Raw genomic sequence first — 22,484 nt, 5'->3', positions numbered from 1 at the left:
GCGCAGGCCCGCCTGCGCCTCGCGCGCATCCAGCGCGCGCAGCGCCATCGCGATGCGGCGGCGCTGTTGCAGGGTCAGCGGATCGGGGGGCGCGCGCAGGCCAAGAAGCCGGGCGCGCAGCCGCCCGGCGTTCGCCTGTCGCGCGGGCCAGCGGTCATCGAGCGGCAGGAGGATTCCCACCGGCTTGCGCAGGTCCGATGGCCGCAGGGCCAGCAGCTCGCCGGTCTTCAGGCGCAGGAGCAGCAGCCCGTCGGCCTCGCGGCGAATGTCGATGCTGTCCGGATCGAGCGTCACCGTGACCGAATCCGATCCGTCGACACGCGCGAGCAGCGTCACCGCGGCCGGGGCTGCCTTGGGGATCCAGAACACCGGGGCGCGGGGCGCTTCCTGCGCTGGATCAGCCGGGAAATCGCAACCCCCAGCTGGACGGGGAGAGATGCCCCCTGTCCATCAGGGGGTACTCCTTGCGGTAACGGGTGTTGCGGCGCAAGCATTCCCAGGCGAGGCCCGACACATCGAACTCGTCGAAAACGTCATAGGCATGCCGGTCCTGCCAATCCCGCGTCATGGCGAAGCTCCGCAGCACGTTTCTCGGAACACCGACGAAGGTAGCGCGCGGGCGCCGGTGCGACCATCGCTGCACCGCCGCGAAATCTCAACCTGAGCGTGAATCTGCCGAAAGCGCCCTCGCGAGGCGCATTCTCCGCCTATCCGTCGCGTTCCTGCAGCAGCAGGCGGTAGCCGACCTCGGTCATCCAGCGCGCACGCGCGAGGTGGCTTTCGACGGCCATGCGGGCGCGCTCGGGTTCGGCCTCGGCGTCGATCTCGAACAGGACATGCGCCATCTCGGCCAGCGTCGCCCCGCTGTCCTCGGCATCGATGAGCCGCATGTAGAGCACGAAATGCGCACGGTCGTAGTCGGTCAGGGCATCGTCCCAGGGTACGACTGCGGCAGTGGGTATGGTCCTGCTTGCAGACATGGTTCCTCTTGGCGCCCGTCCGGACGCATCTCTACCATCCTCCGGGACGCCCCCGGATTGCAAGCGCGCCGCTCGTTGGGCACCCTGCTTCCAGCTACGCGTATTATAGTGCGTCGCACGAAAATACGCGATGCGGTCTTTACTGGCGGATGGATATCCGCGCGGTTTTTGGCCGAAATCTCAAGCATTACAGACAGCGCGCCGGTCTGAGCCAGGCGGCGCTGGCCGCCAAGCTGGACATCGACCGCGCGCATATCAGTTCCATGGAACGCGCCAAGCAGAATGTCACGATCCACACGCTCTGGCATCTGTCGCTTGTGCTCGATGTCGAGCCGGCATTGCTGCTCGAATACCGTGATCCTCCGGAACCGTAGCGCCGGAAGCGCACTCACCTTGCCGTCCAGCTTGGTCTGCGGCCACTGCGCAGCACCGGCACGTCACGCGTGACCCGGCCCTCCACGAGCGCCCAGAACCCGGACTTGCGCCCGTGCATTGCGCGCAGACCCTCGCGGTACTGCGCATGGCTGGACAGATCGGCAGGCCGATCACCGGCGGTTTCACTAGCAGCCGCGAGCCGATCAAGGGCCGCGAGGTACTTTGACGCGTGGCCATAGGCCTTCGATCTGGCGCGCGCGAGGATGTCGTCGAGCAGCACCCGGTAGAGGATCGTCGCGGCCAGCGGGCTCTCATGCTGCAACCGGTCGGCGATGGGCGGCAGGATGTGCCAGTCAGACCCAGACCACGCCTCGTGATGCCGGATGACGACCCGCGCGGCCAGATCGTCGCGCGGCCAGGCGAGGAAGAAGCGCAGCGCTGCCACCGGATCGGCGTGGTCGAGCGCCAGCGCGAATGCGGCCTCCTCGGCCTCGATGTCGTCGAAATCCGGCAGCGCCTTGAGATGGGCGCGCAGCAGCGCGGGTGCCAGTGTTTCGCCGAACCGCTGCCAGCGCAAGGCCTGCGCGGCGTCGACCTGCCCCAGTGCGGTCAGGATCTCGGCCTCAAGTAGCGCCTGTTGCACGGCAGGGCTGGCATCGGTCTCGTCCTCGCCATCGAGCCCCATCAGCACGCTGTGACGCCGCGCGTCGCCCGCTCGCACCCAGTCCAGCGCCTCGGCCGCGCGCCCGGCGGTCAGCAACTGCGCAGCAATCCCGAGACTGTCGCGCGATGCCTCGGGCTTCTCGCGTTCCAGCGCGATGACCTGATCGAGGTCCCCCCCGGCCCGCGCCAGTGCCTGCCGCATCCGGTGCCACTGATCCGTCATCGAATAGAACCAGCGGCCCGAGGCCCGCTTCCCGGCTTCGGCGTCATGCCGCTCGGCTATGCGCGCAGCGAGGTCGGCATCCCATTCGGCGCGCGCGGCGGGTTGCGGATGCGGGATCACCTGGTCCGCCACCTTCGGCAGGTAGCCATGCTCGCTCTCCGCCAGCGCGGCCATGATCTGCGCCGGCAGACCGCCGGTCTCAGCAGCCGACATGCGCGCCGCGACCGGACCCAGCGCGCCGATGGCCTCGGCATAGACACCCTGGATCCGGCCACCGGAGTCGTCGATCCGCTCGAAGACCCTCTCATGGGTCGCGACAAAGCGCAGCAGGCGGTCGGCGGCCATCTCGGGATCGGCGGCTGCAAGTTCGGTGGCAATGCTCGAGACCAGCGCCGCAAGATCATCCCGAAACGCCCGCTCCTTGTCCCAGTCGACAAACGCCCGCGCCCGCGCCAGCCCTGCAAGCCGCCGATCAATCAGCTTCGCCACCGCCCCCGCCCCGGACCGCCCCGCCAGCGCCGCCATCACCCGGCGTTTGAAAGCGGCATTGCCGGAGGCCTCCTCGGCGATGAGCGCCGCGAGGCGAGGCGCGCCAAGGGCCTCGAGCGATTCAGGTGAAAGGTCGGGTTTGCGTGTCACTCGAGTTGTTTATCCGGGACGCCAGAAGGTCGTCCACCCCACGAAACTTCGGGTCTGCACAGTACGGTAGCCGATCTCATTGGTGCCAAGCCGCTGCGGACAGCAGTGGTTCCGGGCGACGCAGTGGGCGGAAAGCAGCCTGACGGCGGTGCGGCATCGCGACCACGGTAATCTAGCAGAACAGCCATTCGTTCATCGTGTAGCACTCCTAGCTTCATTCATGTAATTGTCCCAGTGGGCTTCGCGCCAGTCATGCCACTCCGACCGAGGATCGTTCCACTCGTCAGTAGTCAGCTGCAACTCCTTGGCGCATTCGCGCACGGCCCATCAGGATCAGTTCAGGTCAGCGCCCGATGGCCAATCTCGCTCGGTCCGCGGTTTTCGTGTGTAGGCGACGCCGCCTCCCCTCCTCCCAGTACGCTTGGCTAAGCTTCTTTCAGGCAATCAAACGTTGATGCATCTGCTTCGTCATCCGTCGGAATAGGCTCCGCATCCTCTCGCTGAAATTCCACGAGAATCTGACACCAAGGGGCCTTACTTCCCGTGCGCTCTGGCGCGAGTGTTGTGGTTATGCCGCTGGCGAGTTCACCGTCCAACTGACCATTACGCAAAAGCTTCTGGCGGAACTCTTCCTGCTTCTTCGGTTGCAGCAGCTCGGTTAGGACGCCCTGTGCATCTTCGTGCACTTCTTCCTTCGCTTGGCTCAGTTTTTCAAGCAGCCCATTGACGAAGCTGCGGCGATAGATGACCCGCGGCTTGTCAGTGCCGCCTCGCTTCGGGAGGACGGCGCACGAAGCGTCGACGCCGTCGCCGAGCTCGAGCTTGAGCGGGCCGTCCTTGCCTCGAACAACTACGCTAGCCTTCGCATTGATCGCCATAGCCGGAGCCACTGCCAGACCGATCCGCCCGAGCTCGTTCAACACTCGTCGCTGCAATTCATAGGCATATAGGGGCCGAAGCGTGCCTAGAAGCGTGTACCCGCCTTCGATGCCGATACTCCCGTACTCGATCGTTCGCACATCCTTTGTGTTCCAGAGGACATTTACCAGTTCGTTGTCGCGAATTAGAAAGTCCGAGACCGAAGTGTCCGGCCCCGACAATGGTTGCAGCTTGCCGCCGACGACAGTTAGCCGAGGTGCGGCACGTCTGCCATTCTTGCGTGCAACCAAGTCGCATTCCGGCGTGACTACCGCCAGTACCTCACCGGGCTCCGTACCGATATAGATGTCGCCCACCCGCATGTCCCTATTCTGACGATCAGGACGCTCGTCTACACGGGCGCGGTAATAGAGCTTCGCTACGGCACCTGTCGGACCGTCGAATGCCCCCTCTATCTGACTGCCGGGATTGCCTTTCTTGCCGGCAGCATCCAGAACGGCCCAACTCGGGACGTCCCAAGCCACGCTACGGGCGATCGCATCCACGAGAACTTCGCTAAAGAACCATTCGAGATAGGTGCTGAGCGGTTGCCCTTCTTCGGCAAGCCGGAAGCGGGACAAGTAGGCGAAGTCTTTAAGCTCAAGCTCTGTGATCGTAGTCCAAGTGCTTTCGAGGGCAGTATCTACGCCCTTCTTCCAGTGCGTGAGGGCGTCCTCGATCGCACCTGCGAACGCGTGCCTCTGCGCGATATCGAGAAGAGCATCTGCCGCACCAGGTGCGATCTCAATGCTACCGTCCCGCTCCTCCTTGAGATCTTCTTTGGCCATGTACTGAAACCGGCTTGCGAAGATAGGATTCTTGCCGCCACGCACTTCCTTCCGAAAGTCCGGCGCCCGATCTGCGACGGCATGGGAGGACATCAGCATGACCGAAGGACCGGTACCCGGCTGCGCGTCTAGCACGCTTCGAAGCACGCGGATTGACGCCGCACGAGCCGCTTCGCCCTGCTGTCCATCTGGATCCGAATCCTGATTGAAGCTTCGATCGAGATAGTAGTCGACGAACACAACCTGCGCCTCTTCGGCGCCGAGTTCCGCGGCGGCATCATTCGAGCCGATCCGTACGACCCTGACGCCATTGCACTTGCTCAGCAGCCTGAGAAGTGGACGGACGAAGCTCAGGTTCGAGCCCTTGAGCAGGTTGAAGCGGCCGGCAGGATCATATATCGACTCAAAGCTCTCGACGTATTTGGCGTAGATTTTTGCAACTACACTGGTGACCGCCTCTTCGGCATATTCGGTGTTCTGCAGGGCCTCGATCGCGGAGCCAATCTCCTCCGAAGTAAGCCCTGAACGTTGGCGGGCGACCTCGTGTTCCCCTTTTGTGAGTAGGTCCATGAGCGGACCCGCGTCCTCGTCTCCCACGGCTGGCGGATCGAACGCGTCATCGATGACAATCACGCTGAGAATGCCGCCCTGCTCAATGGCCGTCTTTACGCGTGCCTCGTGTTCCATCTTATGGGCTCATATCCAAAACGAAACGACTTAACCGGCCAGCCCGATGAAGACCGAGGTCAGAATCCACATAAAGCTGCCAGTCATGATGCTGCGCCAGTTCCCGCGAGATATAGAGCCCGAGGCCACGCCCTTGCGCAGCAGGCTTAGAGGTGATGAATGGCTGGAAGATCAACTCCTTTCGCTCCGGTGTGATTCCAGGACCATTGTCTTCGACCGTAACGATCTTTGCCGACGGATCGATCCTCACCCAGATCTTTGGCTCAAAGCCTGTCTGATACTTCTCCTGCTGCTTCAGCCAGTAAACGGAGTTCGCGAGGAGATTCTCAAGTATCTGAATAACCATCCCCCTGTTGGCCTTGATCCGCCAGGATGGCGTGTCCTTCTCCAGTTCGATGCGATGGCGTCTAAACTCATTACCATGGCTGTTGAGCACGTCATTGACCACGTCCGCCAGATCGAAGGCAGTTTTCGACTGCCTCCTCTCGCCGGTGAGTTCATCAAATTCCGATATGCGCTTCTGCAGAGTGATGAGCTGCGCCTCCAGCGCCCGTAGATTGGCTCCGCTGTCGTCCCGGCGTGTGTCACGGAGAAGCCTCAGCGTATGCCCGACCGCACGGTCAAGCTCGTGGAAAATGAATTCAGTCATCAGGCCGATGCCGGCGAGATAGACAAATTTTTCTCGCTCGTCGGTGACCTCCTTCACGGCGGCGTCAACGCGTCCGACTAAGGCCGCACACTGTTCTGCCAGCGTGTTCACGCCTCGCGTGACACGGTCCACAAGAGGCCTCGCGGAAGGATCCAGTTTCGCACGAAGCTCGCTAACCGCCCGCTCGACTTCGTGCTGCGTGTCGCGGAAGGCCAGTGCCTTCTCCTCTGCCTGCCGCTTGCTTAGCTGTTCTGCCTTGTCTATCTCATTAATTAGATTCCGCAGTTCAACATGCAGCACCCACATCATGATTGTGCGTAGGGCGCTCGCCGCATCCGAGTCTATGAGACCCTGTCTGTTGGTCTGCTCGCTGAGTGCGGTGTGGGGCGACCAGACTCGTACGCGGCCAATTACCTGCTGTCGGTTGAGCTTAAATCCAGATTCACCGAAGGCAACCACGTCAAGATTCAGCCAGTCATCTTGGGGCTCGCCGTAGGGCAGGATGCGGAAGCCATAGCGGTAGAGCATCGGGCCGCCCGACCACTGCGCAACTTGGTCCCTTGTCTCAGATGCAGTTCCGGTGAGCGAAGGCACCGGCTCAACGATGCGTCGATTGAACCAGTAGATATCAAACTTGAAGGGCCCAAGCCCTGCTAGTGCGTCGGGCCTGATCGCGACATTCTGAAACGCGGCGTGGCCCTTCTTGCCCCGCCGCTTCACCCCCTGCTGAGTGATGGAATAGATCTCCGCTCCGCGCTGGTTAAGGTCCCGGAATTGCCCGTAGCGATGGTAGGCAACAGTGCCCGCAAGCACCGGTTCGCCATCCTCAAACTTGAACTCGCCGCGGGCAGAAGCGTGCGCAGCCTTGAGCAGGGACTGAGGAACGGAAGGCACTAGGACCCGCGTGGTGTTGTGGTGCACCTCCAGGAGCCGGTTGGCGGCCCCCGGCTCAAACGGGTCTATCATCCGTGCAATCTTGCCCTGCAACAGCTCCCGAAAGCGATCCAAGCTCCACTGCCCATTAAGGTCTGAGATGCGGATGGTCGTGCCTTGGACAGCTGGGTCGCTCTTCAACTCGCCATCGATGGGTGTGATTGCGACTTCATTGATGTCCATTTCACGGTCGTGCGAGAATTGTCGCCAGTCGATATCCAGTTCATGCCATGTCCGCTCGCCCGACTTAGTCGTCGTGACCTTTAGCCGCTCCCCAAGTCGCATTGCAGAAAGGCGTCCAACACCCTTGTCGCCAAGATACTGTCCTCCAGCGATATTATCGGCCCGACGCGATCTGGTACCGATTCGCAGGAAGATATCTCTGAGATCAACCAATGACATACCCGAGCCGTAGTCGCGAATCTCCAGCCAATTATGCTGTCTGTAAGCCTCTTGTAGTCGATTGGTCAGCGCACCAGTGTCCTTCGCCGATTCCAGTTCCGCCATAAACGCAGCGAAGTACTCATCCGTCACGTTGTCGGGTTTGGCGGCTCTAATGAGTGCAAGAACTTCTTTCACGGTCGCGGGGGGCAGCTTCGGATCCCTTCCGATACCCCTAATCGTGTCCAGCGCCTGCTGCAGTCCCGAATTGTCAAGCACTACGCGCGCAACGATGCGGATATTTGGCGACTGCGCGTCGACAGAATTCTTGATCAGCTCGTAGAGGGCGACCTCGTCCGAGCTAATCAACTCCTTCCCTAATTCTAATAGGGTTCGTGCTGCGAAGGTGAAGGACATGGCCTATTTGCCAATTGAAGTGGAGATACTATTAACCATGATATTGAAGCGCCTCCTCAAAGAAAATTTGTCGGCGGCGCTTCCAGTTGCAACATTGGTCACACCCGGGGTGTGTATCAAATGAACGTGGGTTAAGCGTGCTGAGATTGTAGACGCTCCTAGATCGAGCAGATCAGGCATCCTTCAGGCTCCTCCTCGTCGATCTCCGCTCCACCCAACACCGCCGACAGCGGGAGGTTTTCACGCTTGGCCGCTCGCCTAGCCATCGACGCTTCATGGTTGCGCTCGATCTGTGCAATCCGATCAGGCTGTTCCAACTCAGTCAGTGATTCCCCGCTGCACCAAGTGAAGCTCTTGCTGACCGCAGCGCTGCGGACTTCGTACTCCTTGGCGCGTTCGAAATACTCGGGATGCTTTCGCTTCAGGCGGACCCATTCGATCTTCTGCTGGTAGAAGCAGAAGTAGCAGCCCGAGCGCGAGCGGCCCCATTCCATATAGGGCGGAAGGCCGAGACCGCTGTCCTCAAGGATCCTGATCACGTCCGCGCGAACCAAGCCGTCCTCCTGGAAGGGGTAGACTGCGACAATATTCGGCTTGGTGCTGATGTATCCGGTACGTTTCTCGTCCGCGCGAAGGCCGACGTAATTGATGGTGGGATCGTCGCCGATATAGGCCTCGAACGGCTTCAGCTTCAGCATCTTCGTGCACCAGCGCCGCTGGTTCGACGGCAGCATGTCGCCGTACACAGCGAGCCAATGCTCGAACGGGTCGTCGGGCGTGGTGCGGGTGACCTCCCGACCGAGGATGCTCTCCAGCCGGGCCATGTAGTCGTAGGTTTCGGGAAGCTCTTTGCCCGTGTCATGGAAGATGTATTCCATCTCCGGCACACGATCGCGCAGGTATACTGCTAGCGCCGCGCTGTCCTTCCCACCCGACAGGCTCAACACATGGCGAGTCATCCGTGCTCTCGCTCCACTTCGTGCAGGCCCAGGTCCATGTCCTTATCCTTCTGCATGCTCTCAAGTGTCAGCATCGCCGCCACCGTGTCCAGACTGAGGTTTGCCTCGATCGCCATGCGCTCGATCGCGCCTAGCACGGTCGACTGATCCTCACTGAGGTCGTCAATGTCGACAATCACTGCGCGCTCCCGACCATCGACGCGAGTTAGGGACACGCGAACCGCGTTGCGCTTGGATTCGCCCTTTCCGAATGCAATGGCTTCGACGCGCCGGAACTGCGAGGCGACATCTGCTAGCCGCGACCGCCATGTTGAAACGTCGTGGTCGAGCCAGCGGACCGGCGGTTTGCTCAGGATTGCGCCACCCAAGGCTTCGATCCACTTTTCCTCGGATAGTCCTCTATCGGCTAGGCGAAACGCGAAAGTGCGAAGGTGCTGCTCCGTCAGGCGGAACGTCAGGGAGGCCGCGCGTTCGGCAAGCGACGCGCGGTCCTTGGCGCCCAGGGTCTCGAGCACCAATTGGCGCATCTCCTGAAGCAGCTTCGGATAGCAGCTGCGCAGTTCGGTGATCGCGGCGTCGAGCCGGGCGACGAATTCGTTGACTCGGGTCACGTCCGGCCGTTTGTCGTGGCCGAAGGGCTCCATCCCGCAAGCTACGGGCAAGTCATTGAAGACCAAGTCGACCGGGCTGCGGGCCTTGGCAAGCGCACCTCGCACGCCGCGGGCTTCCGCGCTGATCGCTGCGGTGTACTGGACGTGGAACTGTAGGTCGACACCAAAGCGGATCAGCGGATCGACCACGGTTCGGATGCCTGACTCCTCTGGGTGGCGGTCGAGCAACTCCGCCAAGCGCCGGAACACATCGGCGCGGATGCCCTCGAGTGCGACAAGCTGCAGCGAGAAGTGCTCGGGCGACTTGAGAATGCGCATGAACGCAGCGCCGTCAATACGAGGGCAGTAGGTGCCCCGCTCAAAGAGGGCAACGCGGTGGCCTGAAGCGGCGAGCACCACAGCCATGAGCAGCGGCGCGAGGCCAGGACGCACACCGAACGGTCGCGCCTCCAGCGCAGCGTAGACGGCAGGGACGGGCACACGCTCCTCCGAACCGGAGAGGCAGGCGTCGATCGCCGAGAGCGCTGGCGCCAGCCGAAGTGGGTCCTCACCTTGCTCTGGCGGCGCGATCGTCCACGTACCGGCCCGCTCGCGGTGTAGGCCCCCGCGCCGCAGCAGCGACAGGTAGAGCGCTCGCTCCGGCGGGTTCTTGCCTTCAGCGAATCCGAGTTCCGGATCATGCGCGTCGGAGAACATCTTCTCGATCAGCCGCTGACGCGCACTTGCGCCAGCCGAAGTGAGCGACTGCTTGTTCACCAGCTCATTCTCGACAAGCGGAGCCTGGTCATAGATTCTGTCGCACAGCGTCGACACCAGCGCGTGGATAGGGCCGTCCAAGGGAGAGGCTTCGCCCCTCCAGAAGACGTCGAGCGGGCACGGCGGCGCGTGGCCGCGTAGACCGAGGGTAGCCTCAATTGAGGCGACCAAGCGCGCCTCCAAGTCGCCAATGCTTCGTTCGATCTCGGCGGTGGCGTGGGCATCCTCCTGCAAAGAGGAGGCGTTCGTGATGACCCAGCGGTGCCGGAGCAGATCGACCATCGCATGGCCGAGATCGGCTATCGGCGGTACAGCGATAGCGATCATCGCGTCGTCCACGCTCGTTATCTCGGCGCACCACGCGCGGGCTATGCGGAGATCCTCGGTGTTGCCGCACAGGACCGCGACGATCCCGCCGTCGGCGTTCCCGTGGCCGCCATAGCCTTGCAGGGCGGAAGTGTGGGTACAACGGACGGCGAAGCGGCGATTTGTGCCCGTCGTCACAGAGTGACGGCGGGCGAGCACGTGGGGTCTGACCGGCAGGCTGGAGAGATGGCGCGGCAACTCGTCGATCACGTTCCGGGCATCAATCTCCCGCTCGGCATCGGACCAGATGGCGGACAGGTCGACGCGGCGGCTGGTCCACAGCCGGAGCTCGGCGCGACCGGGCCGGCGGAAGACAAGCCCTCCGACAACGAGACGGTCAAGCGCCGCCTCGACTTCATCGGTCTCGAAGTCCGGAGCGAGGGTCGCGCGGACGCCATCCCACGTTGCGGGGAGGTCAGGGGCGTCGAGCACGTTCAAGATGCCGATCGTCTTGAGGACCGCGCTCTCGACGGCATCCGCTTCGGTGGCCCGGTCGAGCACGGCGTTGATCCGCGACCATTCGCCGGCACCAGCGCGCGACGTCATCCTGTGGCCGAACGACGAAGCGACATAGTCGAAGAAGTGCCGGATGCCGTAAAGACCCTCAGTGGCGAGTGTCTCCTCCGCGAACGCGCGGAGCCCACTCGGCTCCTCACTGGCGGCAAAGCCGAATAGCGACCGCTCGTTCTGGCCGAAGGTCGCGAAGAACCGCGCCATCACCGGGATGGCTGCCGGATGGATGGGCCAGCAGCCGCCAGTCCCCTTCCCGCTGCGTGGACCCAGCCAACCGAGCGCGCGCACCCGCTCGACCGTATCCAGATACTCCTTTCGGGCCTTGGCCGGGATCGCCGTCTCGTCGACTGACAGGGCGGCCGATAGCAGCGCGGCGGTATGCGACAGCGGGTGATCGAAGACCATCTCATCGAACCGCTCTGCCACCTTCTCCCATTCGCTTCGGCGGGCGATGCGCCAGTCCTCGGCGTAGGACCGGAATCCCTTGTGAAGGATGAGAATTACCGAGAGCGGCGCGTCGCCGCTTCTGGCGGCCTCTTCGGCGAGTGACTGTAGCCGAAAGACGTCGAAGCCCTCCTGCTCGCCGGCTGCCTCCAGGAACTTGCCCATCTCGTCGATAACCAGAAGTAGGCCATCGAACGCGCCGGTCTCACGGAGAGCGTCGCGCAGCTTGGTGATGGCATCGAACGGGTCGGCGATCTTCGCCAGCTTGGCTGCCCGCTTCGGCTGAACGAGGCCTTTTGTCTCGATCGTTTGCGCGATCGCCGCGGCTAGGCCTGCCGACAGTCCGTCCCGCGATCCTGTGACAATCAGCGGGAACATCCGAGGAACACCGCCGACTGTCTCGGCGAGGCGCCGCATTGGCATCTCCGGCTTGGACACGCGCGGGTCGAGTGCCTGGACGATAGCGAGGACGAGCGCAGACTTTCCGACACCGAAGTCGCCGATCATCCGCCAGGCTCGCCGCGTTCCGCCTGGCTGCATGCCCGACAGAATCTCAGCTGCACCGCGCTCGAGCCACGGCGTCATGACGAACGAATGTCCGGCCGCGGCATCGCCGGCATCGCGCTCGAGCGCTACAGAGCGGTAGAACATGCCGGGCGCGCCCAGCAGATCGAAGATGGTCGTCTTGCTCACGCGTAAATCTCCCGCAGGAGGTGTGCGAGGTCGAGGTCTGCCACTGCTGTCACGCTGCCGGCGTCGCCTGAAGGGCGGTAGGACCAGAGAGCCGGCGAACGCTCGAGATGGTCGCGCAGATCGTCCGTCTCCATACGCAGTGTCGCCCCCGGGGAACCCTCACCGTAGGCGATGTCGCGGAAGGTCACGACGGACTCGCCTGCGCGGCGCGCGGTCCAATAGCTGGCGATCGCATAGTCCACGACACTGCCGCCGATCTCGCCGATCGGGATCCGCGTGAGGGTGAACACGGGCTCGATGCGATCGGCCCCGCGACGTCGACCGAGCCGCCGGAGCAGGCCGAGATCGACGAGCGGACCGTCGAGTGCGTCCTCCGGCGAGGCGGGATTGAGCGAACCGAGATAGCTATGGATGAAAACGTCGGCGTGCTGGAGCAGAGTGACGTCGGAGTGTTCGTAGCCGAGCCGCTCTCCCTCGGTGCGCATCTCGGCTAGAAGCTCGGAACGCGTGAAGTCGGGACGCATCCGGCGATAGAGGATGTGCCGCCAAGCGAACAACGGGTTCTCGATCGCCGTGCTGAGACGCCAATGGAGCAGCCATTGCGTTTCGACGCGTTCGATGTAGGGATCAAGGCCATCGTCGCCGAACAGCGCTTCGCCGAACGGCAACAGCGACCACGCGCCAGCCTTCGCAGAGGCGACTTCGAACGCCTCCAACCAGAATCTGAGCGCGCGGACCATGTTCTTGCCTAGGCCTAACTCAAGGATCGCACGCTTATCGTCGGAGAGCGCCTTCGGATCCCGAGCGATCAGACGGACGGCTTTGGGCAGCCAGGCGAAGCGGCAGGCGAACGTCTCGTGCCCGCTGAAGCGTGGGCGGACGGTAGCGAGTGTCATGCGTGTCTCCGTACGGGCGTAGCTGCGTTCAGCGCGGCGGCGATCAACTCACCGGCCTGTGCAACCTCGTCCTCGGTATTGAAGCGACCGATTCCGATGCGAACGGCTCCCTCCTGGGCCCATTCGGGAAGGGCCATGGCAGAGAGCACATGTGAGGAACCCGGCACGCCCGATTGGCAGGCAGCCCCGGTCGACAGGGCGACCTGCCCCCAGAGCCGGGCGACAACGGCTTCACCAGGAAGGTGTGGAGTGGACACGTGTAGGCTTCCGGCTAGGCGCGCGAACGGACTGCCGTTGACGCGGAGCCCCGGGACCGCGTCAACGAGGTGCAATTGCAGCGCGTCGCGCATCGCAGCAAGCCGCCGCTCGTCGACCTCGCGCTCGGATGCGCGGAGTGACATGGCGTAGGCGAGCGCGACCGCTGCAGGCGCGTCGGGGCTTCCGAAGACTTCGTGGGCCAACTGGGCAGCGTGACCGCTCAGTTTTCCGAGAAGCGCGCCTGCGCGTCGTGGCCCATAGGCTTTCGCACCGCTGACGACGACGAGGTCGGCGTCGAGGACACCGGACATCTCGATCCGTCCGGCGGATTGGCTGGCGTCGACGAGATGCCGGACACCGTGATGCCGCGCCACTGCCGCCACTAAAGGGATGTCGGTAATCGTGCCGATCTCGTTGTTTGCGGACATCGTGCACAGCAGGTCGGCGCCCCGGCTAAGCGCCTGCTCGACGGCATCGATCCTTGGTGCGCCGTGTTCGTCGACCGCAATCATCGCGAGCGTTACGCGCCCGTCGCGTTCCGCTCGGCGGAGAGCACCAAGCAGGGCTGGGTGCTCGGTCTCGGTCGCTGCAATCCGTGCCGGCCGGCCAACGACACGCCCGATCACGTCCTCGACAGCGAGCCACAACGCGGCAGAGGCGCCAGGCGTGAAGGTGATCTCGCTGTCGTCGCAGCCGAGCGCGCTGATCAGCACCGAGGAAGCCTTGTCGATCGCCTTCTTAGCGTCTACACCGAGGGAGTGTTCCGAGCTGTGGGCATTCGCTGGGTTGTCGGTCATCGACGCGCGGTGGCGTTCCGCCACCCTCGGGTCGACTGGCGTGGCGGCCATATTGTCTAGATAGATTGTCAATTCGTCACCAGCTCCGGAACGCTTTGCGGATACGCTATACGACGAGGATTCAGAGGTCATCAGACAATTGCGTTCACCCGGCGCTTTCCGTCGATGGCATTGAAGAGGGCGGAAGCCAATGGATTCTCTGGACGAGGAGGTTTCGCCGGGGCCGACTCCCAAGGGGCGGAATCCGGACTGGTCTCGTGATGAGACCATCCTGCTAATGGACCCGTATCTGAACGCGCCGCGGGCCGAGAAGGCACACCCCGAGGTTATCGCCCTATCGGCAGTGCTTCGTACCATCGGTCGGCGCGACGGGCGCGCTGTGCTGCCGTCGTTCCGCAATCCCGCGGGCATAGCTATGCGCCTACGCAACTTCCCAAACAGGATCCGGAGACCCCGGCGGCCCGCAACGCGGGACTACGCAAGGGCGGGGCGATTGACCGCGTCGTCTGGGAGGAGTTCGTTGGCGACCGGGCGGGGCTCGAGGCCGAGGTCTCAAGGATCAGGCGCTCTGCCTCCAGCGGCAACTTGAGGCCGCCAGCACACAGCTCCCGCGGGCCGATGCCCGCATTCGGGGTGCGATCGGGGTTGATAGTGGACGGGGCCACCGGCGTCTATCTCCTCCTGATCGATGGGCTGCTTGAGACGCTCGCACCGTCAACCGCCATTCAAGACGGCTTCAGGCTTGTGAAGTTGGGGCGGACGATGGACCTCGAGCGCCGGATCGCTGAATTGTCTTCCGACCTGCCGCCGAGCTCGTTGATCAGATACATTCCTCTGGGAATGCGCATGTTTCCGAACGGCGGCGAGGCACACAGGTTCGAGCGCAGACTCCTCGACGTCTGCGACGCTGAAGGCTGGTCGCTTGGCGGGGAGTTCGCGTACGCGCCCCTTGATCAAATAAGGTCGGCGCTCGCGAATGAACGGCCGTAGCTCTCGGGCCAAAGGCAGCGAAGGGTTTTGCTGCACGCGCCTTGAAGCGCGGCTTAAGAGAAAGTCGCCATGCAGCAAGGGTCTCGCCGAGCGTCCGCTCTGGGCCGGAGCACGACGTTCCTGGGTGCCGCGCTCACTGGGGCGGCTCAGGGTGCAGGAGGATGTGGCCCGCCCCGCCCGGATTGTTCCGGGCGGGGCGGTGTCGCGGTCAGTCGCCGTTGCGGCGGGTGGTGGGGCGCGACCAGATGAGGGAGAAGGTCTCCTCGCCGCCCTCGATCACGGTGTCGTCGAAGAGGTTGGCGTAGATCGGCTGGGTGAAGCTCGGGTCGTCGAGCTTCAGGCTGAGGTAGTCGCGGCCCTCGGCCGAGCGCTTCGACCAGGCGGCGCCGATCTCGGCGCGGCCGACGAAGACGCGGTGCGAGGGGGCGTTGGCGGTGGGCTGGCTGTCCTCGGGGACGATGCGCACGCCCTTGGCCTGCACGCTCAGGGTGACGATCTCGCCGACGAATTCGGTGCCGGACTTCTTGAAGGTTCCGATGGTGGCCATGTCGATTTCCTCCTGGCTCTCCGAGCCCGCGCCCATCGCGGCCTCGATGGCGATCGTCAGGACCGGGACGATCCGCCGACGCAGCCCGTTCGGGCCCGCAGCGCCAGCGGAGGACGGCAAGGCCGGTCTTTCTTGTCCCGCGAGGAATGGCGGGGGACCCGCCAGGGGAAGAAATTCCGGACGCGCCGTTGCGGCCCAGGCGGTCGAGGCGTCAGCCGGTCCCGGTCAGATCAGCCACCTGAGAGGCCGCGCAGGATGCGGGAACGGACCCCGGAGGAGAAGCTCACAGGCCACATGGCAACCGCACAAGTCCCCGGCACCGGGCGTCGCGCGAAGACAGGCACCGGCGTGCAGGCGGCGGGTGGGGTTCTTCGTCCCGGTCAGCCATGATCCACCCAAACCTCTGGGACCACAGTTCGGGACCACGCAGATTTGGCGTTGATCGAAGCCGATTCGGCCCCTCGGGGCCGCGACCCTCTCAGCCTCGGGCGGGATGCCGATGCCGCCTTGCCGATCTGCCTACCGATCCGACACCTGATCGTGGTGCCGGGAGACCACCCACGCCTCCAGGCGCGGCCTGTTCCCCGCTGTCGGCGTCCCCCGCGAAGCCGCCCGCCTCGGGCCAGCCGGCGACGCGGGCGAAGGCCGTACCCCCGATGAACAGCGCGGCGAGGGCGGCGAGAACGAGGCCCGCGGCCTCGCCGGTACCACTGAGCGCGGAGAGGCCTTTGCTGGCATGGAAACCCGCGAGGCCTGCGGGGATGGCATAGACGAGACCGAGCGCAAGGCGGAGGGGCACGGAGCGCAGGCGCGCGAAGACGATCTCGCCGAGGATCGCCACCCCGCCCGCGACGGCGAGGCCGCCGAGGATCGCAGCGAGGATGCCCTGTTCGGTCGCGTGCAGCCAGAAGGCGGCAGAGAGGCCGAGCCAGAAGGGCAGCGCATAGACGGCGAGGGTGAACAGCAGCCAGCAGATGGCGCCGAGACCGAAGGCGGTGAGGAAGGCCGAGGCCAGCATGGGATGGCTCCTTTTGATTAAGGATCGCGCCGCCACCCCCTCCGATTGACGCGTGTTCAGCATAGCAGAAAGCGGCCCGCGCCGGGAGGGACCGGCGCGGGCGTCGGCGGCGTGTTGCCGCTGCGGATCAGGCCGGAGCAGGCTTCGCCCGGAAGTCGAAGAGCGGGATGCCGAGCGCGCGGGCCTTGTCGGCGAGGTTGTCGGTGATGCCGGAGCCGGGGAAGACGATCAGCCCGATCGGCAGCACCTCGAGGAGCTGGTCGTTGCGCCGGAAGGGGGCGGCCTTGCCGTGGCGCGTCCAGTCGGGCTTGAAGACGATCTGCGTCACGCCGCGATTGTCGGCCCAGGCAGCGGCGATGCGTTCGGCCCCGCGCGGGGCGCCGCCGTGCAGCAGCACCATGTCGGCATGCTTGGCGCGCACCCGGTCGAGCGCATCCCAGATCGCGGCATGGTCCGCGCAATCGGCCCCGCCAGTGAAGGCGATCTTCGGCCCCGCGGGCATGAGCGGCTGCAACTCGGTCCGGCGCCGGGCGGCGAGGTGGTCGCGGCTGTCGATCAGCGCGGCAGTCAGGCTGCGGTGGCGGACATGGCTGCCGCTGCGCGGGTGCCAGACCTGGCCGAGATGCGCCTCGAAGCCCTCGGCGGCCAGATCGCGCATCGCCTCCCAGGCGTTGCGCCGCTCGATCAGCGACAGACCCTCGGCGATCAGCGTCTCGAGTTCCACCGAGCGGATTTCCGATCCGTCCTGTTCCCGCTGCGACCGCCGCTGCGCCTGTTCGTTGGCGTCGAGGTCGCGCTCGACGCGGGTCGCCATGCGGTGGAAGAGGTTCACAGCCTGCCAGAGCGCATCCTCGAGGTCGGGCTCGAGGCGGGTGTCCGACAGCGTCGCGACCAGCGCGTCGAGGATGTCGGCGACGGCCCCGTGCAGGGTGTCGGGCTCGGGCAGCGGGCGCGGGTCGGGCTCGTCGGCAAAGGGGCGGTGGCCGTAAAGCTGAAGCTGCTCCAGCACGATGGCGGTGGTGGATCGGGTCTGGATCTCGGTCATGGTCGGGGTCTCCCCTGCTGTCTGACCCGCGCCTCTCGCGGGCCTTCCCGGGCGACGGGACAGCGGGGGCCGGACGGGCCTGCACCGCCGCGCATGCGGCGGCCGGAGCGTAGCGGAGGACGGCTTGCCGTTGCGGGCTTGCCCGGGCTCTGCTCCGTCTCGCCCCTCTCGGAAGGTCCGGAGGCGGGGGCTCTGACGGGGGAAGGTGACCGGGGCGCGTACGGTAGACCCGGGTCAGTCGCCGTGCTGCGTAAGGAGCGTGGCAGCATCCTCGGGCGCCAGCTGCGGGCGGAGATGCGCGCGCAGATCGAGCAGCCCGAACGCAACGAGGTCGTCGTTGAAATCGCCCAGACGCGGGAGCAGGCGGACCGCCTCGATCCCCTCGGCGGCGGCGCGGCTGGCGAGCGTGTCGGTCGCAGCAAGACCGGCGGCGTCCCGGTCGGCGGCGATGTAGAGGCGGCGCAGGGCCGCGGGCAGGATCAGGGCCGAGAGATGACTGGCCGAGAGCGCCGCGACGATGGGCAGGACCGGCAAGGCACGGCGGAGCGTGAGCATGGTCTCGAGGCCTTCGCCAGCGGCGAGCACATCCGTGGCCGTGCCGATGCGCACGCCGTGCCAAAGCAGGTGCCCCATCGCCTTGCGCGGCGGGATCACCGGGGCCTTGCCTGCGGTGTCCGGGTCTAACCACGTCCGGTGCAGGCCCGTCATTTGCCCGTCGAGATCGGTGATCTTCGCAAGCAACGCGGGCCAGCGTTGCGGTGGTGCATCCGGCGGGTCGTGCTCGCCGCGATGGAAGCACTCTGGGTGAAAGCGGAGCACGGAAAGCGCCCCGAGATCGGTGAGGCTGCGCGCGCCGAGGTAGCGTTCGGCGAGCGTACCCGTGATCGGCTGGCCCATGGCCCACAGGCGGCGTGCGGCCTGCACAGAGCCCGTGGGTGCAGGCGCAGCAAGCGTCGCGACTGGCACGGGGCGAGGAAGACTCAGGAAGCGCCGCGCCTCGTCCAGCGTGTCGCGCAGGGAGCCATGGCGCTGGTTGGCGGCGATCAGATCCAGCAGGTCTCCGAACGCCCCAGTGGCAGCATCGGTCCAGCGCCCCGCCGCCCCCGGCCCCGAGGTCGGCCCGGTCAGGCGGACATAGAGGCTGCGGCCTCGGCTGTTCTCGACATCGCCCGCGATCCAGTAGCGGCCCTGCCGCCGGCCATTGGGCAGGTAATGGCGGCAGACGGCCTCGGCATCTTCGGCGAGGCGGCGGGCCAGCATGGCGGCGGGGCTTTCCATCGGCGGCACCTCTGGTCGGACGGCACGAAAGAAGGGGGCTACCGTTTCCGGCAGCCCCCAGGTGTCCGGGATCGGAAAGGTCGGGGGTGAGCGTCGTATCGGCGAAGGTCTACGGACCAGCCTGCGACGGTAACTCCTTCCCGACCCCGGCGGATCACTCGGCTGCGGTGCGCGCGAAGTCTTCGCCGGTGACGGGCTCATCTTCACCCGTAGCCTCCGGATCGCACATGGCCGTTTCGCCGCCGTCCTGCGCCGATTGCGCTACGATGGTGTCGGGCGCGGGTTCGGACGGGTCGTCCCCTGCGTCGATCAGCTCGATCTCCGGGGCCTCGTCCGCCGGAACGGGCTTGGTCCGCAGCAGTTCCGGCAGCCAGCCGGTGCCCGCCAGCAGCTCCTCGGCCGCCGCCGCCATCTCGGGCTTCTTCAACCCGGCGATGCGGTCGGCCGCCTCGCTGCCCTTGGCCTCGCGCACCGCCTCGAGGATGCGCGCCTTGGTGATCCGGCCGAGATAGTTGGCGGCCGTGACTGCCCAGCCCGCACGCGCCATGTCGAGGCCGAGCACCTTGGCCAGCACCTCGCCATGCGCCAGCGCGCGGGGCCGACGGTGGTAGGGGTCGTGCACCGCGTTGACGGTCAGAGCGACGCAATGGGCGAAGAGCGCCGCGCGGCTGTCGGCGTCGAAACCCGCCAGCAGATCCCACAGTTCCTCGGGCGCCTTCGGCAGGCGCTGCGCCCAGGCCTCGTGCCGCGCCTCGACCGACTGCGCATAGGGCATGTCGGCGAGCCCCGGCGCCTGTGTGCCGAAAACTGCGCTGCGCGTTTCGATCTCGACGCAAGAGTCGAGCGCGTAGCGGTAGAAGAGCCGCAGCGCCATCGCGTGCAGGGCCGCGACCAGGGCCACCTCGGGGTCGCGGGCAAGCGCGTCGCGCAGGGCCAGCGTCCGATGCGCGGTCAGCTCGGAGATCAGCCGATCCGAGAGCGGGCGCTCGCCCTCGTCCTCCTCCTCGACGGGGGCGCCGTCGGCCTCGCCCGGATCCGCATGGGTCACCGCGTCACCAGTGGCAGCCTCGGCAGCCACCGCCTCGGGTTCCGGCTCGGGCGCCGGTTCGTCCTCGGGCCGGACATAGCCCCGCTCCACCCGCAGCCGGCCCGAGGGGTCGATGCTTACGAAGGCCCCGCCGCGGGCCTGCTCTTCGGGATCGAAGCGCAAGGGGCGCGCCTCGAGCGCCTCCAGCGCCGTCTCGATCTCGCCCAGCCGGATGTCGACGTCCTCGGGCAACTCGCCCGCATCGGCATGTTCGGCCTCGAGCGCGTCGTATTCCGCGCGAAGGGCGGCGTGGGCGGCCTCCTCGTCGGCGCTCATCGGCTCGGCCTCGCCGCGCAGCCGCCGCATCCCCCAGGTGTGGCCATAGGGAAAGTCGGGCGCCACCTCGACCCACTTCCAGCCCTCGGCCCGCACGGCGGCGGCCTCTTCGGCCAGCCGCTCGCCGACCATCAGGTCCAGCAGCCGCGCATCCTGCAGCCAGCCGCCGTCATCCTGCTGGAACAGGTCGCGCATGATCGCGCCGCCTGCCTCGACATAGTCGTCGAGGCCCACGAACTGCGCCCGCTTGTCCGACGCCCGCACCGCGCCTTCCGTCAGCATGCGCCGGATCTCGTGCGGGGCCTTCGTGTAGTGCCGCTGCAGCGCTTCCCAGACCTGCTCCTGGCGCGCGGGGTCCGGATTGACGGTGAAGGCCATCAGCTGGTCGAGCGTCATCGCCTCCTCGGCATAGGCCTCGAGCAGCACCGGCGAGACGGCGGCGAGCTTCAGCCGCTGCCGGACCACGCTGGCCGAGACGAAGAAGGCCGCGGCGATCTCCTCCTCGCTGCGGCCCTTGTCGCGCATCGCCTGGAAGGCCCGGAACTGGTCGAGCGGGTGCAGCGGCGCGCGCTGGACGTTCTCGGCAAGGCTGTCCTCTTCGGCCAGCCCGTCGGTGCGCACGATGCAGGGTACAGGTGCATTCCGGGCGAGGCGCTTCTGCTGCACGAGCAGCTCCAGCGCCCGGTAGCGCCGCCCACCAGCCGGGATCTCGAACATTCCGGTCTCGGCGCCGGTCTCGTCCAACACCGGCCGGACGGTGAGCGAGGCCAACAGCGTGCGCCGCGCGATGTCCTCGGCCAGCTCCTCGATCGAGACGCCGGCCTTCACATGCCGGACGTTGGACTGGCTGAGCCGCAGCTTGTCGAAGGGGATGTCGCGCGAGGCGCTGAGGGTGATCTTCGGGTGCGTCTGGGTCTTCCGGGCCATCGGGGTTCTCCGCGACGGGCCGGCCGGGGGCCACTCCCCCGACCTCCGAACCCGTCACGAAGGACACGGCCTCCTCTGGCTCTGGAGGGGCGGCGTGCCGAATGTCTGCTCCGCAGCATCCCTTGTGCGGGACAAGCCCGCCCTCGCATCGATGGAGAGGGTCTGCTCTCATACGCAGCCGAGGTTTTCCTTGACCTCAACCGCGCTTGACGTGCCACAAGGAGGCTGAGAGCTGTTTCGGAGGGCAGGATGGCATTCGAGATCCAAACGCTGGTGCCGGAGTTTTGGTGTTCGAACTTCGACGTTTCGATGGAGTTCTACACCGCGGTTCTCGGGTTCGAGATCGCCCAGCGTAGGGGGAATGATCCTCATGCCTATCTGACGCTCCATGGAGCACAAATCATGATTGCTCACTGGCATCTGGATGGAAAATGGGCGCCGTGGCTGCCGCAGGAAATGGCCCAGCCCTACGGGCGAGGGGTCAACTTTCAATTCATGGTTCCTGATGTTGACAGAATGTACGAAGGGGTCTTGGCATGCGGCGCAATGCCGCTCCTGGCAATCTATGATATGGATATCTGGAAGACTGACTGCATGGACACTCGGCGTCAGTTTATGATTGCGGACCCGGATGGCTATGTTTTGCGCTTCGCTCAGAGCCTTCGAACCCGTCCCGTGGATGATTCAGACCTTAAGAAGCTGGACAAGCAATACCGCACTTAAAGCCAGATTGGGATGCAGGCGTCGCGCTGTCGATGGCGCGAAATCGAATTCCGCCAATCGACGCAATGCCGAATGACGTCAATCTGGACTCTAAGGGGACCTTGATGCTGCGTTAAGGAGGAGGTGGCTGCCGCGGCAACCACCTCCGCAATGGTGCGACTAAGCCACCCTGTCCAGCAGCACCTTCGCCTTTCCCTCCATTGCCAGCCTTGCATCCTGCTGCGGCTTCGACCGGGCGACCGCGGTGATCCCCTGCACGAAGTCGAAGACGCTCTCGGGCGGGTGGCCTTCCTCGGCCAGCACGGTCTCGACGATCCGGGCGCTCTCGGCGCGGGAGAACCCGTGCTTGCGCAGGAAGTCGTGCCGGTCCTCATCGCTCCGCGCCACCACCTTCTCCCGCGCGGCGCGGATGCCCTCGATGAAGGGCGCAGGCGAGGACTCGGCGAAGCGGGTCAGCGCCGGGGCGGCCTCATGCGCAAAGCGGGAGGCGGCGTATTTCGAGTGCCGGATCGTGATCTCCTGGAAGTCCTCGACGCCCCACAGGTTGCGGTTCTGGCAGACCGCGCGCAGGTAGAAGCTGGCGATGCCGAGCGTCTTGGCCCCCACCTCGGAGTTCCAGCAGTAGAAGCCCCGGAAGTAGAGGTCGG

At 65.3% G+C, this 22,484-nt stretch carries 18 protein-coding genes and 1 pseudogene; 3 read left to right on the top strand and 16 right to left on the bottom strand.

Annotation, left to right across the window (positions count from 1 at the left end):
* From V7050_RS05770 to V7050_RS05760, 3 genes are all read right to left on the bottom strand, one after another.
* A partial coding sequence (locus V7050_RS05770; RefSeq protein ID WP_324410382.1) for a DNA -binding domain-containing protein occupies positions 1 to 336 on the bottom strand: 336 nt, incomplete at its 3' end.
* 61 nt (positions 337 to 397) lie between these two features.
* Positions 398 to 568, bottom strand: a complete 171-nt coding sequence (locus V7050_RS05765) for a transcriptional regulator domain-containing protein (RefSeq protein WP_324410379.1) — start codon at positions 566 to 568, stop codon at positions 398 to 400.
* Positions 569 to 707: 139 nt separating this feature from the next.
* Positions 708 to 980: a DNA -binding domain-containing protein gene (locus tag V7050_RS05760; protein ID WP_324410378.1), complete on the bottom strand. Its 273-nt coding sequence runs from the start codon at positions 978 to 980 to the stop codon at positions 708 to 710.
* Between the two features lie 149 nt (positions 981 to 1,129).
* Between V7050_RS05760 and V7050_RS05755 the strand changes: the two genes are divergently transcribed.
* Positions 1,130 to 1,354, top strand: a complete 225-nt coding sequence (locus V7050_RS05755) for a helix-turn-helix domain-containing protein (RefSeq protein WP_324410376.1) — start codon at positions 1,130 to 1,132, stop codon at positions 1,352 to 1,354.
* A 14-nt stretch (positions 1,355 to 1,368) separates the two neighbouring features.
* Here V7050_RS05755 and V7050_RS05750 read toward each other — a convergent pair whose 3' ends face one another.
* The 7 genes from V7050_RS05750 to V7050_RS05720 all read right to left on the bottom strand — a co-directional run bounded on the left by V7050_RS05750 (position 1,369) and on the right by V7050_RS05720 (position 14,018).
* On the bottom strand, positions 1,369 to 2,880 hold the full coding sequence (locus tag V7050_RS05750; RefSeq protein ID WP_324410374.1) for a DUF6880 family protein: 1,512 nt from the start codon (positions 2,878 to 2,880) through the stop codon (positions 1,369 to 1,371).
* A gap of 425 nt (positions 2,881 to 3,305) precedes the next feature.
* Positions 3,306 to 5,273 carry a hypothetical protein gene (locus V7050_RS05745; RefSeq protein WP_324410372.1) on the bottom strand — a complete coding sequence of 656 codons (1,968 nt, stop codon included), beginning with the start codon at positions 5,271 to 5,273 and terminating at the stop codon, positions 3,306 to 3,308.
* A gap of 1 nt (position 5,274) precedes the next feature.
* Positions 5,275 to 7,653 carry a sensor histidine kinase gene (locus tag V7050_RS05740; RefSeq protein WP_324410370.1) on the bottom strand — a complete coding sequence of 793 codons (2,379 nt, stop codon included), beginning with the start codon at positions 7,651 to 7,653 and terminating at the stop codon, positions 5,275 to 5,277.
* 158 nt (positions 7,654 to 7,811) lie between these two features.
* On the bottom strand, positions 7,812 to 8,612 hold the full coding sequence (locus V7050_RS05735) for a phosphoadenosine phosphosulfate reductase family protein (RefSeq protein ID WP_324410368.1): 801 nt from the start codon (positions 8,610 to 8,612) through the stop codon (positions 7,812 to 7,814).
* Entirely contained in the window at positions 8,609 to 11,995 is a 3,387-nt protein-coding gene (locus V7050_RS05730; RefSeq protein WP_324410366.1) for a hypothetical protein, read from the bottom strand. Before V7050_RS05730 ends, V7050_RS05735 begins: the two co-directional genes overlap by 4 nt.
* Complete coding sequence (locus V7050_RS05725) at positions 11,992 to 12,891, bottom strand: DUF4007 family protein (protein ID WP_324410364.1); 900 nt, start codon at positions 12,889 to 12,891, stop codon at positions 11,992 to 11,994. Before V7050_RS05725 ends, V7050_RS05730 begins: the two co-directional genes overlap by 4 nt.
* Positions 12,888 to 14,018, bottom strand: coding sequence for a cysteine desulfurase family protein (locus tag V7050_RS05720; protein ID WP_324410362.1), 1,131 nt, complete (start codon positions 14,016 to 14,018; stop codon positions 12,888 to 12,890). The genes V7050_RS05725 and V7050_RS05720 overlap by 4 nt, the downstream gene beginning before the upstream one ends.
* A 579-nt stretch (positions 14,019 to 14,597) precedes the next feature.
* Between V7050_RS05720 and V7050_RS05715 the strand changes: the two genes are divergently transcribed.
* Positions 14,598 to 14,936 (top strand): GIY-YIG nuclease family protein, encoded by a 339-nt coding sequence (locus V7050_RS05715; RefSeq protein WP_324410360.1) that lies wholly within the window; start codon positions 14,598 to 14,600, stop codon positions 14,934 to 14,936.
* Between the two features lie 208 nt (positions 14,937 to 15,144).
* Here the strand turns inward: V7050_RS05715 and V7050_RS05710 are convergent, their stop codons facing one another.
* The 5 genes from V7050_RS05710 to V7050_RS05690 all read right to left on the bottom strand — a co-directional run bounded on the left by V7050_RS05710 (position 15,145) and on the right by V7050_RS05690 (position 21,114).
* The gene (locus tag V7050_RS05710) at positions 15,145 to 15,483 is read right to left on the bottom strand and encodes a DUF736 domain-containing protein (protein WP_324410384.1); all 339 of its coding nucleotides are present in this window, start codon (positions 15,481 to 15,483) and stop codon (positions 15,145 to 15,147) included.
* 478 nt (positions 15,484 to 15,961) lie between these two features.
* Positions 15,962 to 16,501: a hypothetical protein gene (locus V7050_RS05705; RefSeq protein WP_324410358.1), complete on the bottom strand. Its 540-nt coding sequence runs from the start codon at positions 16,499 to 16,501 to the stop codon at positions 15,962 to 15,964.
* A gap of 127 nt (positions 16,502 to 16,628) precedes the next feature.
* Positions 16,629 to 17,546 carry a DUF2493 domain-containing protein gene (locus V7050_RS05700; RefSeq protein ID WP_324410356.1) on the bottom strand — a complete coding sequence of 306 codons (918 nt, stop codon included), beginning with the start codon at positions 17,544 to 17,546 and terminating at the stop codon, positions 16,629 to 16,631.
* Positions 17,547 to 17,780: 234 nt separating this feature from the next.
* Positions 17,781 to 18,824 carry a DUF7146 domain-containing protein gene (locus V7050_RS05695; protein WP_324410354.1) on the bottom strand — a complete coding sequence of 348 codons (1,044 nt, stop codon included), beginning with the start codon at positions 18,822 to 18,824 and terminating at the stop codon, positions 17,781 to 17,783.
* A gap of 154 nt (positions 18,825 to 18,978) precedes the next feature.
* Complete coding sequence (locus V7050_RS05690; RefSeq protein WP_324410351.1) at positions 18,979 to 21,114, bottom strand: ParB/RepB/Spo0J family partition protein; 2,136 nt, start codon at positions 21,112 to 21,114, stop codon at positions 18,979 to 18,981.
* Positions 21,115 to 21,363: 249 nt separating this feature from the next.
* Here V7050_RS05690 and V7050_RS05685 point away from each other — a divergent pair, with 249 nt between their 5' ends.
* Positions 21,364 to 21,837: a VOC family protein gene (locus V7050_RS05685; RefSeq protein ID WP_324410350.1), complete on the top strand. Its 474-nt coding sequence runs from the start codon at positions 21,364 to 21,366 to the stop codon at positions 21,835 to 21,837.
* A 159-nt stretch (positions 21,838 to 21,996) separates the two neighbouring features.
* Here the strand turns inward: V7050_RS05685 and V7050_RS05680 are convergent.
* Positions 21,997 to 22,484 (bottom strand): annotated as a pseudogene (locus V7050_RS05680) (DUF932 domain-containing protein); the annotation flags it as partial.

The organism is Amaricoccus sp., assembly GCF_036846665.1.
Lineage (GTDB): Bacteria > Pseudomonadota > Alphaproteobacteria > Rhodobacterales > Rhodobacteraceae > Amaricoccus.
This window is presented reverse-complemented; position numbering and strand designations above follow the sequence as displayed.